20 protein-coding genes are annotated in these 24,419 nt (G+C 71.1%); 7 read left to right on the forward strand and 13 right to left on the reverse strand.

Annotated features, from left to right (window positions below; all coding sequences use genetic code 11):
• Positions 1–875 (forward strand): PD-(D/E)XK nuclease family protein (locus tag BKE38_RS03565; RefSeq protein WP_207553479.1); only part of this gene is annotated, 875 nt, incomplete at its 5' end.
• Entirely contained in the window at positions 865–4,347 is a 3,483-nt protein-coding gene (gene addA, locus BKE38_RS03570; protein WP_076956016.1) for a double-strand break repair helicase AddA, read from the forward strand. The genes BKE38_RS03565 and addA, both read left to right, overlap by 11 nt.
• A 92-nt stretch (positions 4,348–4,439) precedes the next feature.
• Here the strand turns inward: addA and BKE38_RS03575 are convergent, their stop codons facing one another.
• Entirely contained in the window at positions 4,440–4,994 is a 555-nt protein-coding gene (locus tag BKE38_RS03575; RefSeq protein ID WP_242662166.1) for a UdgX family uracil-DNA binding protein, read from the reverse strand.
• Positions 4,995–5,209: 215 nt separating this feature from the next.
• On the opposite strand from BKE38_RS03575, the gene dnaN reads away from it, so the two are divergent.
• Positions 5,210–6,337: a DNA polymerase III subunit beta gene (gene dnaN / locus BKE38_RS03580; RefSeq protein WP_076956001.1), complete on the forward strand. Its 1,128-nt coding sequence runs from the start codon at positions 5,210–5,212 to the stop codon at positions 6,335–6,337.
• A 16-nt stretch (positions 6,338–6,353) separates the two neighbouring features.
• On the forward strand, positions 6,354–6,710 hold the full coding sequence (locus tag BKE38_RS03585; RefSeq protein WP_076956002.1) for a hypothetical protein: 357 nt from the start codon (positions 6,354–6,356) through the stop codon (positions 6,708–6,710).
• A 20-nt stretch (positions 6,711–6,730) separates the two neighbouring features.
• Here the strand turns inward: BKE38_RS03585 and BKE38_RS03590 are convergent, their stop codons facing one another.
• From BKE38_RS03590 to BKE38_RS03600, 3 genes are all read right to left on the reverse strand, one after another.
• Positions 6,731–7,450, reverse strand: coding sequence for an HAD-IA family hydrolase (locus tag BKE38_RS03590; protein ID WP_076956003.1), 720 nt, complete (start codon positions 7,448–7,450; stop codon positions 6,731–6,733).
• A 235-nt stretch (positions 7,451–7,685) separates the two neighbouring features.
• Positions 7,686–8,177 carry an Lrp/AsnC family transcriptional regulator gene (locus BKE38_RS03595; RefSeq protein WP_076956004.1) on the reverse strand — a complete coding sequence of 164 codons (492 nt, stop codon included), beginning with the start codon at positions 8,175–8,177 and terminating at the stop codon, positions 7,686–7,688.
• A gap of 106 nt (positions 8,178–8,283) precedes the next feature.
• Positions 8,284–9,147: a GNAT family N-acetyltransferase gene (locus BKE38_RS03600; RefSeq protein WP_076956005.1), complete on the reverse strand. Its 864-nt coding sequence runs from the start codon at positions 9,145–9,147 to the stop codon at positions 8,284–8,286.
• A gap of 188 nt (positions 9,148–9,335) precedes the next feature.
• Between BKE38_RS03600 and BKE38_RS03605 the strand changes: the two genes are divergently transcribed.
• Together BKE38_RS03605 and BKE38_RS03610 are read left to right on the forward strand one after the other, a co-directional pair.
• A complete protein-coding gene (locus BKE38_RS03605) occupies positions 9,336–10,004 on the forward strand; it encodes a haloacid dehalogenase type II (protein ID WP_076956006.1) in 669 nt (222 codons plus the stop codon).
• Between the two features lie 13 nt (positions 10,005–10,017).
• The gene (locus BKE38_RS03610; protein WP_076956007.1) at positions 10,018–11,307 is read left to right on the forward strand and encodes an NAD(P)/FAD-dependent oxidoreductase; all 1,290 of its coding nucleotides are present in this window, start codon (positions 10,018–10,020) and stop codon (positions 11,305–11,307) included.
• A 111-nt stretch (positions 11,308–11,418) separates the two neighbouring features.
• Here BKE38_RS03610 and BKE38_RS03615 read toward each other — a convergent pair whose 3' ends face one another.
• The 7 genes from BKE38_RS03615 to BKE38_RS31750 form a co-directional block, all read right to left on the reverse strand.
• Entirely contained in the window at positions 11,419–13,239 is a 1,821-nt protein-coding gene (locus BKE38_RS03615) for an ABC transporter ATP-binding protein (protein WP_076956008.1), read from the reverse strand.
• Positions 13,239–14,096: an ABC transporter permease gene (locus BKE38_RS03620; protein ID WP_242662164.1), complete on the reverse strand. Its 858-nt coding sequence runs from the start codon at positions 14,094–14,096 to the stop codon at positions 13,239–13,241. The genes BKE38_RS03615 and BKE38_RS03620 overlap by 1 nt, the downstream gene beginning before the upstream one ends.
• Entirely contained in the window at positions 14,093–15,052 is a 960-nt protein-coding gene (locus BKE38_RS03625; protein ID WP_076956010.1) for an ABC transporter permease, read from the reverse strand. Before BKE38_RS03625 ends, BKE38_RS03620 begins: the two co-directional genes overlap by 4 nt.
• 106 nt (positions 15,053–15,158) lie before the next feature.
• A complete protein-coding gene (locus tag BKE38_RS03630) occupies positions 15,159–16,778 on the reverse strand; it encodes an ABC transporter substrate-binding protein (protein ID WP_076956011.1) in 1,620 nt (539 codons plus the stop codon).
• Positions 16,779–16,912: 134 nt separating this feature from the next.
• Positions 16,913–18,205, reverse strand: coding sequence for a 4-aminobutyrate--2-oxoglutarate transaminase (gabT, locus tag BKE38_RS03635; protein ID WP_076956012.1), 1,293 nt, complete (start codon positions 18,203–18,205; stop codon positions 16,913–16,915).
• 179 nt (positions 18,206–18,384) lie between these two features.
• On the reverse strand, positions 18,385–18,741 hold the full coding sequence (locus BKE38_RS03640; RefSeq protein WP_131829481.1) for a hypothetical protein: 357 nt from the start codon (positions 18,739–18,741) through the stop codon (positions 18,385–18,387).
• Entirely contained in the window at positions 18,738–18,878 is a 141-nt protein-coding gene (locus tag BKE38_RS31750) for a hypothetical protein (protein WP_165694099.1), read from the reverse strand. Before BKE38_RS31750 ends, BKE38_RS03640 begins: the two co-directional genes overlap by 4 nt.
• Positions 18,879–18,939: 61 nt before the next feature.
• Between BKE38_RS31750 and BKE38_RS03645 the strand changes: the two genes are divergently transcribed.
• Positions 18,940–20,562, forward strand: a complete 1,623-nt coding sequence (locus BKE38_RS03645) for an ABC-F family ATP-binding cassette domain-containing protein (protein WP_076956014.1) — start codon at positions 18,940–18,942, stop codon at positions 20,560–20,562.
• A 65-nt stretch (positions 20,563–20,627) separates the two neighbouring features.
• On the opposite strand, the gene gyrB is transcribed toward BKE38_RS03645, so the two are convergent.
• Complete coding sequence (gene gyrB, locus BKE38_RS03650; protein ID WP_076956015.1) at positions 20,628–23,084, reverse strand: DNA topoisomerase (ATP-hydrolyzing) subunit B; 2,457 nt, start codon at positions 23,082–23,084, stop codon at positions 20,628–20,630.
• 54 nt (positions 23,085–23,138) lie between these two features.
• The gene (recF, locus tag BKE38_RS03655; RefSeq protein ID WP_367595238.1) at positions 23,139–24,299 is read right to left on the reverse strand and encodes a DNA replication/repair protein RecF; all 1,161 of its coding nucleotides are present in this window, start codon (positions 24,297–24,299) and stop codon (positions 23,139–23,141) included.
• Between the last annotated feature and the right edge of the window lie 120 nt (positions 24,300–24,419).

Below are 24,419 nucleotides of genomic sequence, written 5' to 3' on the forward strand. Positions count from 1 at the left end.
ACCTGGCCGCCGCCGAGGCGCTGGCCGCCACCCGCGACCGCCCGCGCGAGATCAGCGTCACCGAGGTCGCCGACCTGATGGCGGATCCTTATGGCTTCTATGCCCGCCGCGTGCTGCGGCTGACCCCGCTCGACCCGCTGGATGCCGAGGTCGGCGCCGCCGATTACGGCCAGATCGTCCATGCGGTGCTGGCCAGCTGGACCCGCCGCCTGGGCGAGGCGCCGGGCGGCTGGCCCGGCCTTGAGACCGCCGCCCGCTGGTTCGACGAGGCCTCGGAGGAAGCCCTGGCCGAGGCCGCCGCCCGCCCCGGCCTGCTGGCCTTCTGGCGGCCCCGCCTGTCCCGCATCGGCGGCTTCGTCGTCGCCCAGGAAGCCGCCCAGGCCGAGGGCCGGAAAATCCGCCACCGCCATGCCGAGGTGCCGGGGCATCTGGACATCCTGCAGGGCGCCGTGCGGCTGAAGGTGCGCGCCGACCGCCTCGACGAGCTGGCTGACCGCACGCTGGCGCTGATCGACTACAAGACCGGCACGCCGCCTTCGGCCAAGGAGATCACCGACGGCCGCGCGCCGCAGATGCCGCTGGAGGCCGCGATCGCCGAGGCCGGCGGCTTCTCGAAGGTGGAGCCTGCCCCGGTCTCGGCCATGGCGCATTGGCGGCTGACCGGCGGCGGCACGCCCGGCGAGGTCAAGCCGATCAAGGGCGAGGCCTCGGCGCTCGGCGCCGATGCGCTGGACCAGACGGCGGCGCTGGCCCGGGCCTTCCTGCTGGGCGACCGGCGCTTCGTCGCGCGGCCGCATCCGGGGCGGAAGCCGCGCCGCGGCGACCATGACCACCTGGCCCGCGTCGCCGAATGGGGTGCCGTCGATGAATCGTGACCTTTTCTCCGGCCTCGCCCCCGCCGCGCAGTCTCCCCGCGAGGCCGCGCAGGCCGCGCAGCGCCGCGCCTCCGACCCGCTGGCCTCGGCCTGGGTCGGCGCCTCGGCCGGCTCGGGCAAGACCAAGGTGCTGACCGACCGGGTGCTGCGCCTGCTGCTGCGCCCCGGCGCCAAGCCCGGCCGCATCCTCTGCCTGACCTTCACCAAGGCCGCCGCCGCCGAGATGGCCACCCGCCTGGCCCGCCGACTGGGCGAATGGGCCGTCGCCGACGACACCGCGCTGCGCGCCAGCCTGGAGGCGCTGACCGGCGCCCGCCCGGATGCGGCGCTGGCCCGCCGCGCCCGCGCCCTTTTCGCGGAGGTGCTGGAGCAGCCGGGCGGCATGCGCATCGCCACCATCCATTCCTTCTGCCAGTCGCTGCTGCGCAGCTTCCCGCTCGAGGCTGGCCTGCCGCCGCAATTCACCCTGATCGAGGAGGCCGACGCCGCCGAGATGCTGGCCGAATCGCGCGAGATGACGCTGGCCTCCGGCACCCTGCCGGAGGAGGCGATCGCCGCCATGGCCGGCCTGGGCAGCCCGGAGGACTTCGCCGACACGCTGCGCATGCTGGTGCGCGAGCGCGAGCGGCTGGGCAAGGCCATCGAGCTCGCCGGCGGCATCCGCGGCTGCGACGCGCTGTTGCGCCAGCGCCTCGGCCTGCCGCGCGAGGGCGGCGAAAGCGATTCCCTGGCGGACGCGGTCGCCGCGGTGGATTCCCCGCAGCTCCGCGCCAGCGCCCTGCTGCGCCAGAGCGGCAATGCCAATGACCGCGCCCGCGGCGAGCTGATGAAGGCCTTCATCGACCTGCCGCCGGAGGCGCGCCAGGCCCGCTGGGACGACTGGTGCGCCATCTTCCTGACCGCCGACGGCAGCCCGCGCAAATCCATGGCGACCAAGGGGGGCCTGAAGGACCGCCACGAGGAAACCCAGGCGCTGATGGCCGAGGAGGCCGAGCGCATCTTCGCCTTCGAAGATGGAAGAAAAGCCTGGCGGCTGCATGGCGCGACGCTCGCCCTGCTGGCCCTCGCCCAGCCGGTGCTGAACGCCTATGCCGCGCGCAAGGCCCGCATGGGCGCCGTCGATTTCGACGACCTGATCCAGGCGGCGCGCCGGCTGCTGCAGGATCCGGGCAGCGCCTGGGTGCTCTACAAGCTCGATGGCGGCCTGGACCACCTGCTGCTGGACGAGGCGCAGGACAGCAACCCGCATCAATGGGAGATCGCCGCGCGGCTGGCGGAGGAGTTCTTCTCCGGCCTCGGCACCCGCGACGAGGAGGTCGTGCGCAGCATCTTCGCCGTGGGCGACGAGAAGCAGTCGATCTACGGCTTCCAGGGCGCCGATGCCGCCGGCTTCGCCCGCTGGCAGGCGCATTTCGAGCGCGCCGTCGGCGAGGCGGGGGCGGATTTCGCCGCCGTCCCGCTGAACGTCTCCTTCCGCTCCACCGCGCCGGTCCTGGCGCTGGTCGACGCCGTCTTCGCCGAAGGGCCGGCCCGCCTGGGCGTGGTGCCGGAGGGCGCGGTGCTGGCCCATCGCGCCGACCGCGAGGGCGAGGCCGGCATCGTCGAGCTCTGGCCGACGCTGGCCAAGCCCGCCGCCGCCGCGCTGGAACCCTGGGACGTCCCCGACGAGCCGGTCGGCGAAGACAATGCCGAGGCGCTGATGGCCGAGGCGCTGGCCGCCCGCATCGCCCGGATGGTGCGCGAGGAGCGCCTGCCCGCCCGCGGCGACCGCCCGATCCGCCCCGGCGACATTCTTGTTCTCCTGCGCCGGCGCACGGGTTTCTCGACGCTGCTGGTGCGCGCGCTGAAGGCGCGGGGCGTGGCCGTCGGCGGCGTCGACCGCATGCGGCTGATCGAGCAGATCGCGGTGCAGGACCTGCTCGCCCTCTGCGACATCCTGCTGCTGCCGGAGGACGACCTGCAGCTGGCCGCCGTGCTGAAAAGCCCGCTCTGCAACGTCTCCGAGGAGGATCTCTACACCCTGGCGCGCGGCCGGGTGCAGCCGCTCTGGTGGCACCTGCTGCAGCGCCGCGGCGAGGACAGCCCGGCCGGCCGCGCCGCCGACTGGCTGGCCGGCCTCGCCGACCGCGCGGATCTCGCGACACCCCACACCATCCTCGCAGAGATCCTCGGCGAGCATGGCGGGCGGGCGCGCATCCTGGAGCGGCTCGGGCCGGATGCCGCCGACCCGCTGGACGAGGTGCTGAACGCCGCGCTGACCTATGAAAGCCGCCATCCCCCCAGCCTGCAGGGCTTCCTGCAATGGCTGCGCCGCGGCGGCGCGGAAGTCCGGCGCGAGGCGGAATCCGGCGCCGACGCCGTGCGCCTGATGACCGCCCATGGCGCCAAGGGGCTGCAGGCGCCCGTCGTCATCATCCCCGATGTCGGCAGCGGCCGCGGCGACCGCGCGGTCCGCTGGGAGGAGGCCTCGCCGCCCCTGCCCTATTGGGCGCCGCGCAGCCGCAAGGACTTCTTCGCGCCCGCCTGGAACGCGCTGATGGAGGCCGAGACCGCCGCCCGCGACGCGGAAGAGAACCGCCTGCTCTATGTCGCCCTGACCCGCGCCGAGGACCGGCTGCTGGTCTGCGCCTGGGGCGAGCCGAAACCGGGCAGCTGGTACGACCTGGTCGCCCAGGGTTTTTCCCGGCTGGAGGGCGCGGTGGAACTGCCTCTGGAGCCGACAGCCTTCGGCGCGCCCCCGGCGGCCAGCTTCGCCGGCCCGCTGCGCCGGCTGGACTCCGCCCAGACCGCCGCCCCGCGCCGCGAGCCGCATGCCGCGATGGCGTCGGAGCTCGCCCCGCTGCCCGCCTGGATCGGCCGCCCCGCCGATCCGGAAAGCCAGGCGCTGACGCTCTCGCCCTCCGCCCTGCCCGGCGAGGAGCAGACGCCCACGGCCGCCCCGCATGGCCGCGCCGACCCGACCGGCGAGCGCTTCCGCCGCGGCCGGCTGATCCACGCCCTGCTGCAGCACCTGCCCGACTATCCGGCCGCCGAGCGGGAGGCGGTGACCCGCCGCTTCCTCGACCGTCCCGGCCATGGGTTGACCGAGGCCGACCGCGCGGCCACCGGCGCGGAGGTGCTGCGCCTGCTCGACCATCCTGAGCTCGCCGCCGCCTTCGGCCCCGGCAGCCTGGCCGAGGCGCCGATCGCCGGCCGCCTCAACGGCCTGCCGCTGGCCGGCCAGGTCGACCGCCTGCTGGTGGCGGACGAGCGCGTGCTGGTGCTGGACTACAAGACCAACCGCCCGCCACCCTCGGAAGTGAAGGACGTGCCGCCGCTCTACCTGCGCCAGATGGCCGCCTATCGCGCGCTGCTGCGCCAGGCCTTCCCCGGCCGCGAGGTCGAATGCTGGCTGCTCTGGACCTGGTCGGCGACGCCGATGCCGCTGCCGGGCGTGCTGCTGGACCGCTACGAGCCGGCAGGGGTGGCGTGAGGGAAGACTCCGGGGGCATTGAATGCCCCCGGACCCCCACATCCGTTCTGCGTTCCGCCGCCTCGGCCTCGTGGCGCCTGGTGGCGGCGGGCTTATCGCGAGGCTTTGCTCCAGGCCGATGCCGCCTCCAGGTCCTGGACGAAGCGTGCATATTCGGCTTCGCGCATCGCCGGGTCGGGCAGCCGCAGCAGGTAGCTGGGATGGACGGTGATCAGCAGCGGCTGCTGGTCGGGGCCCGGCATCACCTCGCCGCGCAGCTTGGTCACGCCGACCTTCTGGCCGAGCAGCGCCTGGGCGGCGGTGGCGCCCATGGCGACCAGCAGGCGCGGGGCGACGCGCCGCAGCTCGGCCAGCAGGAAGGGGCGGTAGAGGGTGATGTCGCCGGTGTCCGGCTTCTGGTGCAGCCGGCGGGTGCCGCGCGGCACGAACTTGAAGTGCTTCACCGCATTGGTGACGTAGCAGGCGCGCCGCTCGATCCCGGCCGAGACCAGGGCGCGATCCAGCAGCCGGCCGGCCGGCCCGACGAAAGGCCGGCCGAGCCGGTCCTCCTCGTCGCCGGGCTGCTCCCCCACCAGCATCAGCGGCGGCTGGCACGGCCCCTCGCCAAGGACGGCAGGGCTGTCGGCGGCCCAGGCGGCGGTCGGCACAGGCGGCAAGGGGTCCATTCCGGGGCAACACCGTCAGCGGCGCCGGGTTCCCCAATTAATTATTATTCCGGAAAGATGCCGCTTCCGCTTTCCGGCCAGCCCCCTGTCGCCGCGTCTTTCGCGGCCCCTGCGCGGCTGGTAAGGAAGAGGACTTGTCTCGATTCCGGGCGTGCGCCGTGCTGCGCGCCCCTATCCGCGCGGGGGTTGCTCAAGCCATGAAGTTCTCGGTGGACCGGGCGGTTCTGCTCAAGGCGCTGGCGCATGTTCAGAGCGTGGTGGAGCGGCGCAACACCATCCCCATCCTGGCCAATGTCATGCTGGCGGCGCAGGAGGGCAGCCTGACGCTGACCGCCACCGACATGGAGATCGCCATCGTCGAGGAGGTCCCGGGCGTCACCGTCAGCCGCCCCGGCCGCACCACTGCGCCGGCCGCGACCCTCTACGAGATCGTCCGCAAGCTGCCCGATGGCGCCAAGGTCGAGCTGGACCATGCCGGCGGCGACGCGCCCCTGGCGCTGCGCGCCGGCCGCTTCGCGACCAGCCTGATGGTGCTGCCGGTCGAGGACTTCCCCTCGATGACCGAGGGCAAGCTGCCGCACAGCTTCGAGCTGGCCCCCTCCCTGCTGCGGGAGCTGGTGGACCGCACCAAGTTCGCCATCTCCACCGAGGAGACGCGCTACTACCTGAACGGCATCTATATCCACGCGACCGAGGTGGACGGCCAGAAGGTGCTGCGCGCCGTCGCCACCGACGGCCACCGCCTGGCCCGCGTCGAGGAGCCGCTGCCCGAGGGCGCCGCCGGCATGCCGGGCGTCATCGTGCCGCGCAAGACGGTCAACGAGATCCGCAAGCTGGCGGAAGAGAGCAGCGACCCGATCGCGGTGAAGCTGTCCGACACCAAGATCCGCTTCGCCTTCGGCGCGGTGCACCTGACCAGCAAGCTGATCGACGGCACCTTCCCGGAATACGACCGGGTCATCCCGCGCGGCAACGACAAGATCCTGACGGTCGACAAGAAGGCCTTCGCCGAGGCGGTGGCCCGCGTCGCCGCCATCTCGTCGGAGCGCTCGCGCCCGGTGAAGCTCAGCCTGAAGCAGGACAGCCTGACGCTGACCGCCAGCAGCCCCGACCAGGGCCAGGCGGAGGAGGAGCTCGACGGCGGCGCCGTCTCCTACGGCTCCACCCCGATCGAGATCGGCTTCCAGGCGCGCTACCTCGCCGACATCACCGACCAGATCGACGACAAGGTGGAGTTCCGCTTCGCCGACGGCTCGGCGCCGACCGTGGTGGTCGATGCGGCCAAGCCGGAAGCGCTCTACGTGCTGATGCCGATGCGTGTCTGACGGGAAGAACCGCGGCATGACCACGATCCGGGTCCTGGCCGCGGTGCTGGCCCTGCTGCTGGCGGGGGGCGAGATCGCCCGCCGCGTCGCCGTCCCGGGCGGCTTCTTCCCCGGGATCTTTCCCCTCGCCATGGACGAATTCGTCATCGCGGCGCTGCTCGGCTGGGCGGCCTGGCGGGGCAGCGCGGGCGCGTTGCTGGCCGCCTGGATGGGCTGCGCCGGGCTGCTGCTCGGGCTGCTGGCGGCCAATGCAGCGCCGTTGCTGGGCGGGGCGCCGAAGCCCGGGGCCGCGACCTACACCATCGCCCTGTCGGTCCTGCTGGCCGTCTCGGCCTGGGCCGCCTGGCGCAGCGGACGCGGCCTCAGGGTCTGAGGCCGCACCGCGGTCTTCGTTCAATCGTCGGTCTTCATCACCAGCCCGCCGCTCTCGGCGAGGTCGGCCAGCTGCGCCAGCGTGGCGAAGTGGTAATCCGGCTGGGTGAACTCGGCCTCCAGCGTGCCGCCGGTGCCCTTCTGGCCCTGCCGCCGCTCGATCCAGCAGACGGTGTAGCCCAGCTGCCGGGCGACGCCGATGTCATGGTACTGGCTCTGCGCCACATGCAGGATGTCGGGGCGGTTGACGCCGTCGCGCGACAGCCGGCCGCGGGCGAAGGCGAAGTAGAGCGGGTTGGGCTTCTCGACCAGCGCATCGTCGACGGTGACGCTGTCGTGGAAGGGGCTGCCCAGGGTCTTCTCCATGTGGTCCAGCGACCAGCGCTGGGCATTGGTCATGGCGACCAGCTTGTAGCGGCGGGCCAGCCGCTTCAGGGCCTCCACCGAATCCGGGAAGGCCGGCCAGTCCTTGATCGACTGGGTGAAGCCGCGGGCGATCTCGTCGCTCTGCGGCAGGCCGAGCGGGCCGCAGATCTCGTGATAGACGCGCTCCAGATCGTCGGGGAAGCGCTTCGGCTTGGCGTTGCCGCGGGTGCGGCGGTAATGCGCCAGGATGGTGTCGTCGTCATGCGCCGCGGCGGCGGGCCCGCAGGCGGCGCGCAGATAGTCGAGCATGCCCTTCTCGAAGTCGATCAGCGTGCCGACCACGTCGAAGGTCAGCACTTTCGGTTCGCGCGCCATTCCTGTGAGCCCCCTGGCTTCGTTGTGGGGGAAGGCTAGGGCGGGCCCGGCAGCGCCGCCTGCTTTATGCGCCGAGCCGCCCGGCATGATCTGCTGCCGGCCACGGGCTTCCCGGCAACGACCTGCAGCACGACCTGCGGCCGGCACCGCCGGCCGAGCGCCCGAACGGGCGCCGCCGCGGATGCGGCGCAGCCAAGCCGCCGGAGGCGGCGCCGGCGCCTGAGGTCCATCCAAGTCAGTCCTGCGTCGGGAAGAATCTTTCCAAGGGGTAATGCTGCTTGGTGAAGACCGTCTTGATCACGACATAAGAAAAGTACTTTTCGATGCCGATGTTCTGGGCCAGCAGCACCTCGATGGTGTCCTGGTAGTGCTGCACGCTGCGGCACATGAACTTCAGCAGGTAGTCATAGCCGCCGCTGACCAGGTGGCATTCGATCACCTCGTCCACCGCGCGGATCCGCGCCTCGAAGCGCTGGAAGTCGTGGCTGCGGTGGTCGGACAGCGTGACCTCGGTGAAGATGGTCATGGTGTCGCCAAGCTTCTGCAGATGGATATGCGCGCCGTAGCCGGTGATGTAGCCGGCCTTCTCCAGCCGCTTCACCCGCATCAGGCAGGGGCTGGCGGACAGCCCCACCGCATCGGCCAGGTCGACATTGGTCATGCGGCCGTTCTTCTGCAGATGCGTCAGGATCCGCAGGTCGATCCGGTCCAGGCGGGGCAGTCCCATGGGCAGTCCGTTGACCATGCAGCGATCCAAAGCCAGAAGCCGAAGCCTAGAACATCCCGGACCGCGAGGGAATCGCCGCCCGCCCGCAGGGACGATCCGCCAGGCGTCAGCCCAGCGCCTGGTTGACCAGGGCGAAGCGCTGCGGGCCGCCCGGCCCGACCACCGGCCGCGGCCCCCGCCGCATCGGCGTGCCGCCGCCGACATGCGCCAGCCCCATCTCCTGCAGCCAGGGCGACAACCCGCTCTCGGCCGGCACGTCGATGCGCAGGAACTGGCCGCTGCGCACGCCCAGCCAGTGCAGGATCAGCGCCTTGGCCGCCACCGCGTCCGGGGCGATGACGGGGCCGATGACATGCCCCCGGCCGAAGCGGCGCAGCAGGGAGAAGCCGACCGCCTGGCCGTCGCGCTCCAGCGCCACGCCCTCGGCCTGGGCCAGCAGCGCGTCGAGCACGGCGCCGCGCTCCTGGCCGGTGGCGGCGCGGTCCATCTGCGCCAGCAGCGCCGCGTCGCTGCGGCCCATCGGGCGCAGCCGCTCGCCGGGCTGCAGCGGCACCAGCCCGACCGAGAAGGCGGCGCCCTGGTGCTGGCAGATCTCGCCCTCGGCGACGAAGCCCAGGCTGGCATAGAGCGGGAAGCCGTCGCTGGTGGCGTTCAGCTGCACCACGCGCCCCTCGAGCTCGGCCAGCACAGCGCTGGTCAGCTGCCGGCCGACGCCGCGGCCCTGGGCGGCAGGGGCGACGATCACCATGCCCAGCGCCGCATGATCGGCGCCGAAGCGCCAGCCCATGGCGGTGCCGAGCAGCGCGCCATCGGCCTCGGCGGCGATGCCGAAGCCCAGGGCCTGGACGAAGTGCCAGTCCTCCACCCGGTGCGGCCAGGAGACGGCGCGGGAGAGGCCCTGCGCCGCCTCCAGATCCGCGACCTCGAGCCGCCGCAAGGTCAGGCTGCCGGCCGTCTTGCCCTCGGACACTGCGCATTCCTCCTGCCGCATGGCGCTAGGTTGGACCGATACAGGGAGACGCAAAAACATGCTGCCGTCCTGGCGCCAAATTCGGCAGCTTCGACTGCCGCGACCGGCCGGCGGCGTGGACCCGTCGGCCGCGACGGCCGCAGCATCGCCCCTGCCAACCCGAACCGTCTGCGCAGGGGAACCGATCCATGCCGAAGCTGCGGCCGAAATTCATCACCTTCGACTGCTACGGGACGCTGACCAATTTCCGCATGGGCCCGCTGGCCCGGCAGATTTTCGCCGACCGCATCCCGGCCGAACGGATGGACGCCTTCGTCGCCGATTTCGCCGCCTATCGCCTGGACGAGATCCTGGGCGACTGGAAGCCCTACGACCAGGTGCTGAAGAACGCCGTGGCGCGCAGCTGCAAGCTGCACGGCATCGGCTTCGTCGAGGCCGAGGGCCAGGCCTTCTACGACGCCGTCCCGAGCTGGGGCCCGCATCCGGACGTGCCCGAGCCGCTGAAGCGGGTGGCGAAGGAATTCCCGCTGGTGGTGCTGTCAAACGCCTCCAACAGCCAGATCCACCAGAACGTCGCGCTGCTGGAGGCGCCGTTCCACGCCGTCTACACCGCCGAGATGGCGCAGGCCTACAAGCCGCGCTTCCAGGCCTTCGAATACATGTTCGACCAGCTGGGCTGCAGCCCGGCGGACATCCTGCATGTCTCCTCCAGCTATCGCTACGACCTGATGTCGGCGCATGATCTGCGCATCGGCCACCGGGCGCATGTCGCGCGCGGCCACGAGCCGGTGGCGCCCTATTACGGCGCGCATGAGATCAGCGACATCGGCGGCCTGCCCGGGCTGCTCGGGCTCTGAAAGGCCGGCCGGCATGAAGCTGCTTCCCTACTGGCAGGACACCGCCACCCCCTTCGCCGGCGCTGACCGCGGGCCGTTGGGTGGCCCCCTAGGAGGCAAAGTCGATGCGGTGGTCATCGGCGGCGGCTTCACCGGCCTGTCCGCGGCGCTGGCGCTCGCCAGGTCCGGCGCCAGCGTCGTGCTGCTGGAGGCCGGGCGGGTCGCCGCTGGCGCCTCCGGCCGCAATGGCGGCCATGTCAACAACGGCACGGCGCATGACTTCACGGGGCTGGCCGCCAGCCTCGGCCTGGACCAGGCGCGCCGCCTCTACCATGCCTTCGACGCTGCCGTGGACACGGTCGAGCGGATCGTCGCCGAGGAGGCGATCGACTGCAGCTTCCGCCGCTGCGGCAAGATCAAGCTGGCCGCCAAGCCGCAGCATTTCGACAAGCTGGCCGCCAGCTTCGAGATCCTGCACCGCGAGGCCGATCCCGACACCCGCCTGATCGCGCGGGACAACATCCGCGCCGAGGTGGGCTCCGACCTCTATTACGGCGGGCTGCTCTACGAGAAGAGCGCGCAGATGCATATGGGCCGCTTCGGCGCGGGGCTGGCCGCCGCCGCCGCCCGCGCCGGCGCCCGCATCTTCGAGGACACGCCGGTCACCGGCCTCAAGCGCCTGCATGGCCGCGCGCATCGCGTCGAGACGCCGCGCGGCACGATCGAGGCGGCGCAGGTGCTGGTGGCCACCGGCCCGAGCCAGCAGGGCCCCTTCGGCTTCTTCCGCCGCCGCATCGTCGCCGTCGGCAGTTTCATCGTCGCCACCGAGCCGCTGTCGCAGGCGCAGCTCGACTCCATCATGCCTGGCCGGCGCAACGGCACGACCTCGCGCATCATCGGCCACTATTTCCGCATCAGCCCCGACGACCGGCTGATCTGGGGCGGCCGCGCCCGCTTCGCCATGTCGAACCCGACCAGCGACGCCAAGAGCGGCCGCATCCTGGAAGCCGGGCTGCACGAGGCCTTCCCGCAGCTCGGCAGGCCGCGCATCGACTATTGCTGGGGCGGGCTGGTCGACATGACCGCCGACCGCCTGCCGCGCGCCGGCGAGCATGAAGGCCTGCTCTACAGCATGGGCTATAGCGGCCACGGCGCGCAGATGTCGGTGCATATGGGCCAGACCATGGCCGCGGTGATGGGCGGGCGCGCGGACGCCAACCCGCTGCGCGAACTGCCCTGGCCGGTGGTGCCCGGGCATTTCGGGCCGGCCTGGTTCCTGCCGCTGGTGGGGCTCTATTTCGGGATCAAGGATCGGTTTCAGTAAGAGAAGAGTCTGGGGGCATTGAATGCCCCCAGGCCCCCACATTCATGTTGCGTCCCGCCGGTGGCCTCCCGGCGCCAACGAACGGCGGGGTCCAGGGGCGGAGCCCCTGGCTTACACCAAGGCTTCCTTCCTTGAAGGCAGCATCTGCAACAGCTCCGCCTCCTCCCGATGGCACAGGATCTCAGACCCCTTGGCCAGCGCGCGCAGCGGCGGCGGGTCGCGGTCGCAGATGCCCGGAATGGCCACCGGGCAGCGCGGGAAGAAGGCGCAGGCGCTGCGGCGGCTGGCCGGCGCCTCCGGGGTGCGGGGGGCGGCGGTCTGCTCCAGCCAGCCGGGGCGCAGCTCAGGCACCGAGGCGACCAGCAGGTCGGTGTAGGGGTGCCAGGGGGCCTCGGCCATGGCGCTGCCGGCGCCGAGCTCGACGCGCTGCCCGGCATAGAGGACCATGACCTCGTCACAGACGGCGCGCACCGTGTGCAGGTCGTGGCTGATGAACATGGTGGCCAGGCCGAGCTCGCGGCGCAGCTCATCCATCAGGTCGAGGATGGCCGCGCCGACCACGGTGTCGAGCGCCGAGGTCACCTCGTCGCAGAGGATCAGCTCCGGCTCGGCGGCCAGCGCGCGGGCCAGGTTGACGCGCTGCTTCTGCCCGCCGGAGAGCTCGCCGGGCAGACGGTCGGCCAGGCCCTTCGGCAGCCGCACCAGCTCCAGCAGATGCGCCACGCGCCGGTCGCGCTCGGCGCCGCGGGCACCGTGGAAGAAGGTGGCGGGGCGGCCGAGGATCTGCGCCACCGTCCGGCTCGGGTTCAGCGCCGTGTCGGCCGACTGGAAGACCAGCTGCACCCGGCGCAGCTGGTCGGGGGTGCGGCGGGCGATGTCGGGCGGCAGCGCCTCCTCGCCCAGCCGCATGCTGCCGCGCGCCATCGGCAGGAGGCCGGCGACGACGCGGGCCAGCGTCGACTTGCCGCAGCCGCTCTCGCCGATGACGCCGAGGGCGGCGCCGCGGCGGATCTCGAAGCCGACGTCGCGCAGCACCGGGATCAGCGGCATGCCGCCGGCATCGGCGGGGCCGTAGCCGGCGGTCAGGCCCTCGACGCGCAGCACCGGCGGCGCGGCCTCGGGGAGGCTGCCGGGCGCGCGCGGGCGGGGCGCGGCGGCGGCCAGCAGCGACTGGGTATAGGGATGCGCCGGCGCGTCGAGGATCTGCGGCGTCGGCCCTTCCTCGCGCATCTGACCGTCGCGCAGCACGATGATGCGGTCGGCCATCTGCGCCACCACCGCCAGGTCGTGCGAGACATAGACCGCCGTGGTGCCGCGCTGGCGCACGACATTCTTGAAGGCGCGCAGCACCTCGATCTGGGTGGTGACGTCGAGCGCGGTGGTCGGCTCGTCCAGGATCACCAGGTCGGGCCGCGCGATCAGCGCCATGGCCGCCATCAGCCGCTGCAGCTGCCCGCCGGAGACCTGGTGCGGATAGCGGGCGCCGATGCGGAAGGGCTCCGGCAGGGCAAGCGCCCGGAACAGCTCGACCGCCTCGCTCTCGGCCTCGGCGCGGCTGGCGGTGCCGTGGATCATGGCGGCCTCCACCACCTGGTCCATGATGCGGCGCGACGGATTGAAGGCGGCGGCGGCGCTCTGCGCGACATAGGCGACGCGGCGGCCGCGGATGTCTCTGAGTTCGCCAGCCGACAGGGAAAGAATCTCGGTCTCGCCCAGCTGGATGCGGCCGCCGGCGATGCGGCAGCCGGGCCGCGCATAGCCCAGCAGCGACAGCGCGATGGTGGTCTTGCCGGAGCCGCTTTCGCCGATCAGCGCCAGCACCTCGCCGCGGGCCAGCGCGAAGCCGACATCGCGGACGATGGTGACGGTCTCGCCCTCGGCGTTGCGGGCGGTGACGTGCAGGCCTTCGACCTGCAGCAGCGCGTCCGCCATTACGCCCCCTCCCCGCCGCGGCGGCGGAAACCGCCCAGGTTGTCGATCAGCAGGTTGACGCCGATGGTCAGGCTGGCGATGGCCAGCGCCGGCATCAGCACCGCAGGCGCCCCCTCCGCCAGCCCGCCGATATTCTCCCGCACCAGCGAGCCCCAGTCGGCATTGGGCGGCTGCACGCCGAGGCCCAGGAAAGAAAGTCCGCTGAGCAGCAGCACGATGAAGACGAAGCGCAGGCCGAAATCCGCCAGCACCGGCCCGGTCATGTTCGGCAGGATTTCCTCCCGCAGGATATAGGCCGTGCCTTCGCCGCGGGCACGCGCCACGCGGACGTAATCCATGGCGGCGATGCCGACGGCCAGCGAGCGGGCGATGCGATAGGCGCCGGGCGTGTAGATGATGCCCGCCGCCAGCACCAGCACCGGCACCGAGGAGCCGAAGGCGGCGACGACGACGAGGGCGAACATCTTCGACGGCATCGCCGACAGCGTGTCGAGGCAGCGCGACAGCACCAGGTCGGTCCAGCCGCCGCGCGTCGCCGCCGCCATGCCCAGCACCAGGCCGGAGCCGCTGGCCAACAGCGTCGCCGCCAGCGCGACCCCCACCGTGTAGCGCGTGCCGTGCAGGATGCGGCTGAGCATGTCGCGGCCGAGATAGTCGGTGCCCAGCGGGAAAGCCGCCGTCATCGGCGTGAAGACATCCATGTCGACGATGCGCCCGGCGTCATGCGGCGCCACCAGCCCGCCCAGGAAGGCCATGGCCAGCCAGAAGACGACGATCGCCCCGCCCAGCAGGCCGAGCAGCGGCCAGCGCCGCCGGCGCCGCGGCGGCGGGACGTCGGACAGCGCCTCGCCGCTCACCGGTGGCGCAGACGCGGGTTGGACAGGATTGCGCATAGATCCGCCGCCAGCACGAGGAACAGATAGGCCGCGCAGAAGATCATGGCGCAGGCCTGGACGAGGGGCATGTCGCGGGTGGAGACGCCGTCCACCATCAGCTTGGCGATGCCGGGATAGTTGAAGATGGTCTCGACGATGATGACGCCGCCCAGCAGGTAGGACAGGCTGAGCGCCACCGCATTGGCGATGGGCCCGACCGCGTTGGGCAGGGCATGCGACCAGACCACGCGGATCGGCCCCGCGCCCTTCAGCACCGCCATCTCGACATAGGGGGCGCGCAGCTGGTCGATCAGCGCGGCCCGCGTCATCCGCACCATCTGCGCCACGATGACGCAGCAGAGGCTGAGCACCGGCATGGCGAAGACGCGGATGAACTGGCCGATGCTGTCGATGCTGCTGACATAGGACAGCGCCGACAGCCAGCGCAGGTGGACCGCGAAGACCAGCACCGCCGCCGTCGCCACCAGGAATTCCGGCACCGAGACGATGGACAGCGTCAGCATGCTGACGCCGCGGTCATAGGCGGTGCCGCGCCACATCGCCGCCGAGATGCCGATGGCCAGCGCCAGCGGCACCGAGACCACCGCCGTGGCGGCGGCCAGCAGCAGCGAATTGGGCAATCGCGCGCCGATCAGCGCCGCCACCGGCTGGCCATTGACCAGCGACCGCCCGGCATCGCCCGAGACCAGCCCGCCCAGCCAGTGCAGGTAGCGAAGCCATCCCGGCTGGTCGAGGCCGAGCTGCAGGCGCAGCGCCGCCACCGCCTCGGGCGTCGCCGCCTGGCCGAGCTGCTCCTGCGCCGTGTCGCCGGGCAGCAGGCTGGTGATGGCGAAAACCGCCAGCGAGACCAGCAGCAGCGACAGCAGGCCGAGCGCCAGCCGGGCCACCACCATCCGCAGCAAAGCGTTCCGTATCATGCGCGTCGTCCCTGGGCAGGAGGCAAGGCGGAGAACCAGGGTGCAGGACCCTGGCCTCCCCATGCAAGGATCACGCCCGCCATTCCAGGGGATGGCGGGCGGCGGCTCAGGCCTCGAGCCAGACGTTCTCGGCAAAGCTGTAGCCCATCAGCCCGCCCAGCGGGATCGCGCCCAGCCCCTTCAGCTTGCTGCTGTGGCCGTCCAGCAGGTTGAAGAACAGCGGCACGCCGATGCCCGACTGCTCATGCACCAGCACCTGCATGTCGGCATACATCTGGCGCCGCTTCGCCTCGTCCGTCTCGGTGCGCGCCGCCAGCAGCAGCTGGTCGAATTTCTCGTTCTTCCAGCCGCTTTCGTTCCAGGCGGCGTCCGACTTGAAGAACAATGTGAACAGGATGTCGGCGCTGGGGCGGGGGTTGATGGCGCCGAAGCCCAGCGGATGCTTGAACCAGTGGTTCGACCAATAGCCGTCGGCGGGGACGCGCTTGACGTCGATGTTCATCCCCGCCTGCTTGCCGCTTTCCTGGATCAGCATGGCCATCTCGACCGAATGCTCGGCCGCCGGCGAGCAGACCAGCGGCAGCGCCGAATTGCCGATCCCCGACTTGCGGAAATGGAATTTTGCTTTGTCGAGATCGTAGGGACGCTGCGGAAGGCCGGCGAAGTAGAAGCGGTTGCTGGGGTCGATCGGCTGGTCGTTGGCGATGACGCCATGGCCGCGCAGCACCGCGGTCAGCATCTGCTGGCGGTCCAGCATGTATTTCATGGCGAGCGCGAAATCCGGGTTGCTGGCCGGCGCCTGGTCCACCCGCATCACCAGGTCGGTGTAGTAGCCCGACTTGGTCTCGAAGACGGAAAAGCCCGGCGTGCCGGTGATGCGCCGCACCGAGCGCGGATTGATCCCCGCCGTCAGCTGGATGTCGCCCGAGAGCAGCGCGTTGACGCGGGCCTGCTCGTCCGGGATGCCGACGAACTCGATCTCGTCCAGATAGGGCCGGCCCTGCTTCCAGTAGTTCGGATTGCGCGTCGCGATCGAGCGCACGCCAGGCGTGAATTCCTTGCACATATAGGGCCCGGTGCCGATCGCCGTCGCGAAGTCGGTCGTGCCCGCCTTGACGATCAGGAAGTGGAAGGTGCCCAGCACCACCGGCAGGTCGGCATTCGCCGCATCCAGGGTGATCTGCACCTCCAGCGGGCCGGCGGCCTTGATCTCGACCATCGGCATGGCCAGCGACCGGGCGCGCGATGCCGTCGCCGGGTCCTTGTGCCGGGCCAGCGAATAGACCACGTCCTCGGCGTCCAGCGTCTTGCCGTCATGGAAGGTGACGCCGCTGCGCAGCTTGAAGCTCCAGGACTTGCCGTCCGTCGTCGTCCAGCTTTCCGCCAGCGCCGGCTGCGGCGTCAGGCTGCCGTCCAGCGATGTCAGCCCGTTGTAGAACATGTTGCAGCGGGCATAGTCGGTCGACATCGACTGCTTCGCCGGATCCAGCGTGTCGGCGGTCGAGGTCGAGGTGCCGGCGACGCGGATGCGCCCGCCGCGCCGCGGCGTCTGCGCGTAAGCCGTGCCGGCCGCGCCCGCCACCGAGCCGGCCAGCGCCGCGCCCATGCCGGCGGCGCCCAGCAGCCGCATCAGGTCGCGCCGCGTGGCGCCCTGGCGCAGCGCGGTCTGCAGGCGGGCGGCCTCGGCCGGGCCCACCAGCTTCAGGAATTTTTGGTCGTCACCCATCGTCGAAGCCCCCTTTGTTTGACCCGTGCAGGCGTCTTTTTTTCAGCCCTGGATGCTCGTTGGCATCCAGGCAGGCACGCTGGGACAGACAGGCGGAACGGAGCGCTAGCGCGCGCTCCGTCCTGGTTCCGGGACTAGGCGCCGGCGGTGGCCAGGGCGGCACCCAGCATGGTCAGCGCCTCGTCGAGCTGCGCCTGGCTGGTGACCAGCGGCGGCAGGAAGCGCACCACGTTGCGCTGCACGCCGCATTTGATGACCAGCAGACCGCCCTCGCGCGCCGCGTCGATCACCGCCTGGGCGAGCGCCGCGTCGGGCGCGCGGCTGGCGGGGTCCGTCACCATCTCGATGGCGCACATGCAGCCGGTGGCGCGCACCTGGCCGATGCGCGGATGCTTCGCGGCCAGCGCGGCCAGCCCCGTCGCCAGCGCCTCGCCCAGGGCGTTGCCGCGGGCCAGCAGGTCCTCCTGCTCGAAAACCTCCAGCACCGCGAGCGCCGCGGCGCAGGCCAGCGCATTGCCGCCATAGGTGCCGCCGAGCCCGCCCGGCGTCGGCGCCTCCATGATCTCGGCCCGGCCGGAGACGGCGGAGATCGGCAGGCCCCCCGCCAGGCTCTTGGCCATGGTCACCAGGTCGGGGCGGATGCCGGCGGTCTGATGCGCGAACATGGCGCCGGCACGGCCGAAGCCAGACTGGATTTCGTCCAGGATCAGCACGATGCCGTGCCGCGTCGCGATCTCCCGCAGCGCCTGCAGGAATTCCGGGGGTGCTGCCAGAAAGCCGCCATCGCCCTGCACCGGCTCCAGCAGGATGGCGGCGACGCGCTCGGGGGCGATCTCGGTGGCGAAGCAGGTGTCGAGGGCCGCCAGCGCCGCCTCGGTCGAGATGCCGCGATAGGCGTCGGGGAAAGGCACATGGTGCACCCCCTGGGCGAAGGGCCCGAAATTCTGCTGATAGGGCGCGCTCATGCCCGTCAGCGTGGTGCCCAGCAGGGTGCGGCCGTGGAAGGCGCCGCGGAAGGCGATGATCCCAGGGCGATTCGTGTGGCTGCGGGCGATCTTCACCGCATTCTCCACCGCCTCGGCGCCGGAGGTGAAGAACACCGTCTTGAAGGCCTCGCCCTGCCCGACCAGCGCATTCAGCTTCGCGGCCAGTTCCAGGTAGGGCGGATAGGCGGCGACCTGGAAGGCGGCATGGGTGATGCGGGTCAGCTGCTGCTGCACGGCGGCGACCACCCGCGGATGGTTGTGGCCGACATTCATCACCCCGATGCCGCCGACGAAATCCAGGAAGCGGTTGCCGTCGACATCCCAGACCTCGGCGCCTAGCGCCCGCTCCAGCACCAGGGGATGCGCCGTCAGCACGCCGCGCGGCACATCCTGCTGCCGCGCCGCCAGCGCCGCCTCGGTCCGGGTCAGGTTCTCCAGCATCGCATCATCCCCCTCGAAGGGCGCGCCGGGCGCGCCTCAGGCGGGAAGGCTAGGTCGATGGCACCGGTGCAATCGGCGGCAATGCCCGGGGGCCTCGCGCATCTTATGCGCTATCGGCAGGGCAGACAGCATATTTTGCTGCGGCTGGTTTCCGGGGGATGGAAGCCCTCCCCCGGCCTTCAGCCCACCCGGAAGCGGGCCGGATCCTCGACGCCCAGCTCGCGGCCCTTGGCGTCGAAGGCCTGCTCATAGACCACCGACAGCATGGTCTGGCCGGCATGGTCCTCGGCCTCGGCCAGCGCCGCCTCGGGGCCGACGGCCAGCAGGTGGGTGGCCTGGGCGGCCAGGCCGGCGCTGTGCATGGTCTCGACCAGCAGCTTGGCCTCGGTCACGGCCAGCTCACGCTCCAGGCTGGTGGCGCGCACCGTCTGGGCCTCGAGCGCGGCGCGCAGCCCGGCGACGCCGTCCTGCAGCCGGGTGGCCAGCCCTTCCAGCTCCGCCAGGCGCTCGGCCGGCAGCATGTCGGAGGCGCTCACGCGCGGAGGCCCTGACGGCGGGCGGCGATGATGGGTGCGTCGACCGTAAACATGCGGCCAGCATAGGCCGGCCCGCCGCGGATGACGACCCGGGGGGAAGCCGCAGCAACCATGGCCGGGTCGACCATTTCGCGCATGCGAAGGGCGTTCCCCCGTGGCATAAGCCGCCCGCCCGCCCCTCCAGCTGTCCGGAATGCCATGATCCGCCTCGACAACATCAGCAAGCAGAACGGCCAGCAGCTGCTCTTCATCGAAGCCTCGGCCGCGCTGCAGAAGGGCGAGAAGGTCGGGCTGGTCGGGCCGAACGGCGCCGGCAAATCCACCCTGTTCCGCATGCTGACCGGCCGCGACGAGCCCGATGAAGGCCTGGTGCTGGTCGAGCGCGGCGTCACCATCGGCTTCTTCAGCCAGGATGTCGGCGAGATGGCCGGGCGCAGCGCCGTCTCCGAGGTGATGGACGGCGCCGGCGACGTCAGCAGCATCGCGGCCGAGCTGGCTTCCCTCGAGGCGGCGATGGGCGATCCGGACCAGCTCGACCGCATCGACGAACTCGTGGAACGCTTCGGCGAGGTTCAGGCCCGCTTCGAGGAGCTCGGCGGCTATGCGCTGGAGAGCAAGGCGCGGGAAGTGCTGGCCGGGCTCAGCTTCAGCCAGGAGATGATGGACGGCGATGTCAGCCGGCTGTCGGGCGGCTGGAAGATGCGCGTGGCGCTGGCCCGCATCCTGCTGATGCGCCCCGACGTCATGCTGCTCGACGAGCCGTCGAACCACCTGGACCTGGAAAGCCTGATCTGGCTGGAGAACTTCCTCCGCGGCTATGACGGCGCCCTGCTGATGACCTCGCACGACCGCGAGTTCATGAACCGCATCATCAACAAGGTCATCGAGATCGATGGCGGCGCGCTGACCAGCTATTCCGGCGATTACGGCTTCTACGAGCAGCAGCGGGCGCTGGCCGAGCAGCAGCAGCAGGCGCAGTTCGAGCGCCAGCAGGCGATGCTGGCCAAGGAGATCAAGTTCATCGAGCGCTTCAAGGCGCGCGCCTCGCATGCCTCGCAGGTGCAGAGCCGGGTGAAGAAGCTCGAGAAGATCGACCGGGTCGAGCCGCCGAAGCGCCGCCAGGCGGTCAGCTTCGACTTCCAGCCGGCGCCGCGCTCGGGCGAGGACGTGGTCAGCCTGAAGGGCGTCGCCAAGCGCTATGGCGAGAAGATCATCTATGACGGCTTCGACTTCCTGGTCCGCCGGCGCGAGCGCTGCTGCGTGCTCGGCAGCAACGGCGCCGGCAAGTCGACGCTGCTGAAGCTGGTGGCCGGCACCTCGGCGCCCGACACCGGCAGCGTGACGCTCGGCGGCAGCGTGAAGATGGGCTATTTCGCCCAGCACGCCATGGAGCTGCTGGATGGCGACCGCAGCGTCGCCGAGGCGCTGGAAGACGCCTTCCCCCGCGCCAATCCGGGCTCGCTGCGCAGCCTGGCCGGCTGCTTCGGCTTCTCCGGCGGCGAGATCGACAAGAAGTGCCGGGTGCTGTCGGGCGGCGAGAAGGCGCGGCTGGTCATGGCGATGATGCTCTACGACCCGCCGAACCTGCTGGTCCTCGACGAGCCGACCAACCATCTCGACCTCGCCACCAAGGAGATGCTGATCGCGGCGCTGGCGCAGTACGAGGGCACCATGCTCTTCGTCTCGCATGACCGCCACTTCCTGGCGGCGCTGTCCAACCGCGTGCTGGAGCTGACCCCGGAAGGCCCGCATGTCTATGACGGCGGCTATACCGAATATGTCGCGCGCACCGGGCAGGAAGCGCCCGGGCTTCGGAGCTGAGACGCAAAAAGGGCGGCACCTTGCGGTGCCGCCCTTTTTCTTTCAGCTGTCTGATGCCGTTGGCATCAGACGTCGAGATTGGCGACCTTCAGCGCATTGCCGACGATGAATTCGCGGCGCGGCTCGACCACGTCGCCCATCAGCGTGGAGAAGACCTGCTCGGCGTCTTCCATGTCCTCGATCTTCACCTGCAGCAGCGTGCGCGCCGCCGGGTCCAGCGTGGTCTGCCACAGCTGGTCGGGGTTCATTTCGCCCAGGCCTTTGAAGCGCTGGATGGCCAGGCCCTTGCGGCCCTGCGCCAGGATTTTTTCCAATGCCGCCAGGGGGCCGGCGACCTCGTGGGCATGGCCGTCGAGGGTCAGCACCGCGGGCTGCGACCAGGCGGCCGACAGCGCGGACTGGCGCTCGGCCAGCCAGCGCGCCTCGGGGCTGCGCAGCGCGGCCTGGTCCAGGCGATGCCGGTCGGCGACGCCGCGGACCGTGCGGCCCATGACCAGCCCCTCCGCGCCCGGCGCCACGACCCAGCCGCGCTCGGTCGGGCGCGCCAGGGCGTCGAGCCGGCGGGCCAGCTCCGGCGCCGCGGCGAGCGAGCGCTCGACGTCATGCGTCAGCGCACCGGTGATGGCGGCCTGCTCCACCAGCTCGGTCGGCACATTGCCGGACAGGCGGCGGATGCGGCTGGAGATCTGGCGCAGCTGCTCGACGATCTCGGCCAACTCGGCATCCTCGGCGACGCGGCCGTCGCCGTAGCGCAGCGAGGCGTTGTGCAGCGCCTTCTCGAGCAGGAAATCCTCGAGCGCGCGGTCGTCCTTCAGGTAGCGCTCCTCCTGGCCGCGCTTGGCGCGGTAGAGGGGCGGCTGGGCGATGTAGAGATGCCCGCGCGCCAGCAGCTCCGGCATCTGCCGGAAGAAGAAGGTCAGCAGCAGCGTGCGGATATGCGAGCCGTCGACATCGGCGTCGGTCATGATGACGATGCGGTGGTAGCGCAGCTTGTCGGCGGAGAAGCCGCCGCGCTCCACCGGGCCGGTGCCGATGCCGGTGCCGAGCGCGGTGATCAGCGTGCCGATTTCCGCAGACGACAGCATCTTGTCGATGCGCGCGCGCTCGACGTTCAGGATCTTGCCCTTCAGCGGCAGGATCGCCTGGAAGCGGCGATCGCGCCCCTGCTTGGCGGAGCCGCCGGCCGAGTCACCCTCGACGAAGAAGATCTCGCACTTGGTGGGATCCTTCTCCTGGCAGTCGGCGAGCTTGCCGGGGAGCGTGGAGATGTCGAGCGCGTTCTTGCGGCCGACCTTCTCCCGCGCCAGCTGCGCCGCCTTGCGGGCAGCAGCGGCCAGCACGACCTGGTCGAGCACCGCGCGGGCTTCCTTCGGATGCGTCTCGAACCAGTGGGACAGCGCATCGGCCACCGCCATCTGCACCACCGGCTGCACCTCGGAGGAGACCAGCTTGTCCTTGGTCTGCGAGGAGAACTTCGGGTCCGGCACCTTGACCGAGATGACCGCGGTCAGGCCCTCGCGCATATCCTCGCCGGAGAGCTCGACCTTTTCCTTCTTGGCCAGCTCCTCGGCATACTTCATCACCACGCGGGTCAGCGCCTGGCGGAAGCCGGCCTGGTGGGTGCCGCCGTCGCGCTGCGGGATGTTGTTGGTGAAGCACAGCGCCTGCTCATGCGGGCTGTTGTTCCACCACATCGCCAGCTCGACCTGGATGCCGGTGCCTTCCTTGGCCTTCAGGCTGATCGGCGGCTTGAAGATCGGCTCCTTGCTGCGGTCCAGCCATTCGACGAAGGCGGTGAGCCCGCCGTCGAAGCGGAAATTCGTCTCGCGCGCCGCCTCGCCCAGCGCGACCGGACGGTCGTCGCGCAGGTTGATGGCCAGGCCGGAATTGAGGAAGGCGAGCTCGCGCAGCCGCTTCTCCAGCACCGAGAACTCGTATTCGGTGCGGGTGAAGGTGCCGGCGGAAGGCTTGAAGCTGACGCGGGTGCCGGTCGGGTGCTCGGTCGGGCCGATCACCTTCAGCGGCTGCACCGTGTCGCCATGCTCAAAGCGGATGAAATGCTCCTGGCCGTTGCGCCAGATGACGACGTCCATCCATTCGGACAGCGCGTTCACCACCGCGGCGCCGACGCCGTGCAACCCGCCGGAGACCTTGTAGGAATTCTGGTTGAACTTGCCGCCGGCATGCAGCCGGGTCAGCACGACCTCGGCGGCCGAGACGCCTTCCTCGGCATGGATGTCGGTGGGGATGCCACGGCCGTCATCGGTGACGGTGACCGAGCCATCGGCGTTCAGCACCACGTCGCAGCGCGTGGCATAGCCGGCCTGCGCCTCGTCGACGGCGTTGTCGATGATTTCGAAGGCCATGTGGTGCAGGCCGGAGCCGTCATCGGTGTCGCCGATATACATGCCGGGCCGCTTGCGGACGGCTTCCAGTCCGCGCAGCACGGTGATGGAGGCGCTGTCATAGGCCTCCGCCGAAGCGTCGGAGGCGGGGATCGGCGCACGCGCGGACTCACTCATGCCGGCGGGAAACTCCTGCTCAGGACAGTCTGAAAGACAGGATTTTATAGCAGCTTATGCAGGGGCCGGCACGGGGAAATCGGCAACCTCGCGGAGCCCGCCGGGGATGGCTGCGAAAAGCTGCGCCTGGCCACGCAGCGGCTCGAAGGGCGCGGCCTCGGTGCCGGTCAGGAAGCACTGCGCCGGCAGCGCCGCCAGCGCCGCGAACAGCGCCTCGCGCCGGCCGGGATCGAGATGGGCGGCAACCTCGTCCAGCAGCAGCAGCGGCGCGAAGCCGCGATGCGCGGCGACCAGCGCAGCCTGGGCCAGGACCGTGCTGACCAGCAGCGCCTTCTGCTCGCCGGTGGAGCAGAGCTCGGCCGGGATCTCCTTCGGCAGCAGCACCATGCGCAGGTCGGTGCGATGCGCGCCCTGCCTGGCGCCCCCCGCCGCGGCGTCGCGCGCGCGGTCGGCAGCCAGGCCGTCGCGCAGCGCGTCCTCGACGGCGAGCGCCGGCTGCTCGGCGAGTGCCGCGGCAATCGGGCAGAGCATCTCGAGCCGGGCGGCGGGGAAGCTGCCGGCGACGCCCTGGCCCAGCATGGCATTGAGCTGGCCGGCGGCGCTGCGGCGCGCGGCGACGGCGGCCACCGCATGGCGGGCCATGGTGTCCTCGAGGGCTGCCAGCCAGCGGGCGTCGCGCCGTCCCTCGGCGAGCAGGCGGTTGCGCTGGGACATGGCCGATTCGAAGGCGGCGACGTCGCGGGCATGGCTTGGCTCGCGCGCCCAGACCAGCCGGTCGAGGAATTTGCGCCGGCCGCTGGCGCCTTCCTGGAACAGCCGGTCCATCTGCGGCGTCAGCCAGAGGGCGGCGGCATGGGCGGAGAGCTCCGCCTGGCTGCGGATGGCATTGCCGTCGAGGCGGAAGCTGCGGCGGTCCTGCCCGGCCTCGCTGCCGGTGCCGATGGTGACCGGGCCGAGCGGCCCATCGAAATGCCCGGCAATGGTCCAGGACAGGCCATGGTCGCCCTCGCGCCGGCCGAGCTCGGCGCCCTTGGCGGCGCGCAGGCCCCGGCCCGGGCCGAGCAGGCTGATCGCTTCCAGCAGGTTGGTCTTGCCGGTGCCGTTGGCGCCGGCGATGGCCACGAGCTTGGCGGAAAATTCCTGGTCGAGCCGAGGATAGCTGCGGAAGTCCTGCAGCATCAGGCGATGGAGGCGGAGCGTCGAACCCAGGTTCACGATCTGGCCTTTAGCACCGGCGGCAAGGGCACGCAAAAAAGCCGCCCTGGCATGATGGCCTGGGCGGCTGATTTGTTGATTTGATCTTGGATGCGGGGACAGGATTTGAACCTGTGACCT

The sequence above is a fragment of the Teichococcus deserti genome (assembly GCF_001982615.1).
GTDB classification, from domain to species: domain Bacteria; phylum Pseudomonadota; class Alphaproteobacteria; order Acetobacterales; family Acetobacteraceae; genus Pseudoroseomonas; species Pseudoroseomonas deserti.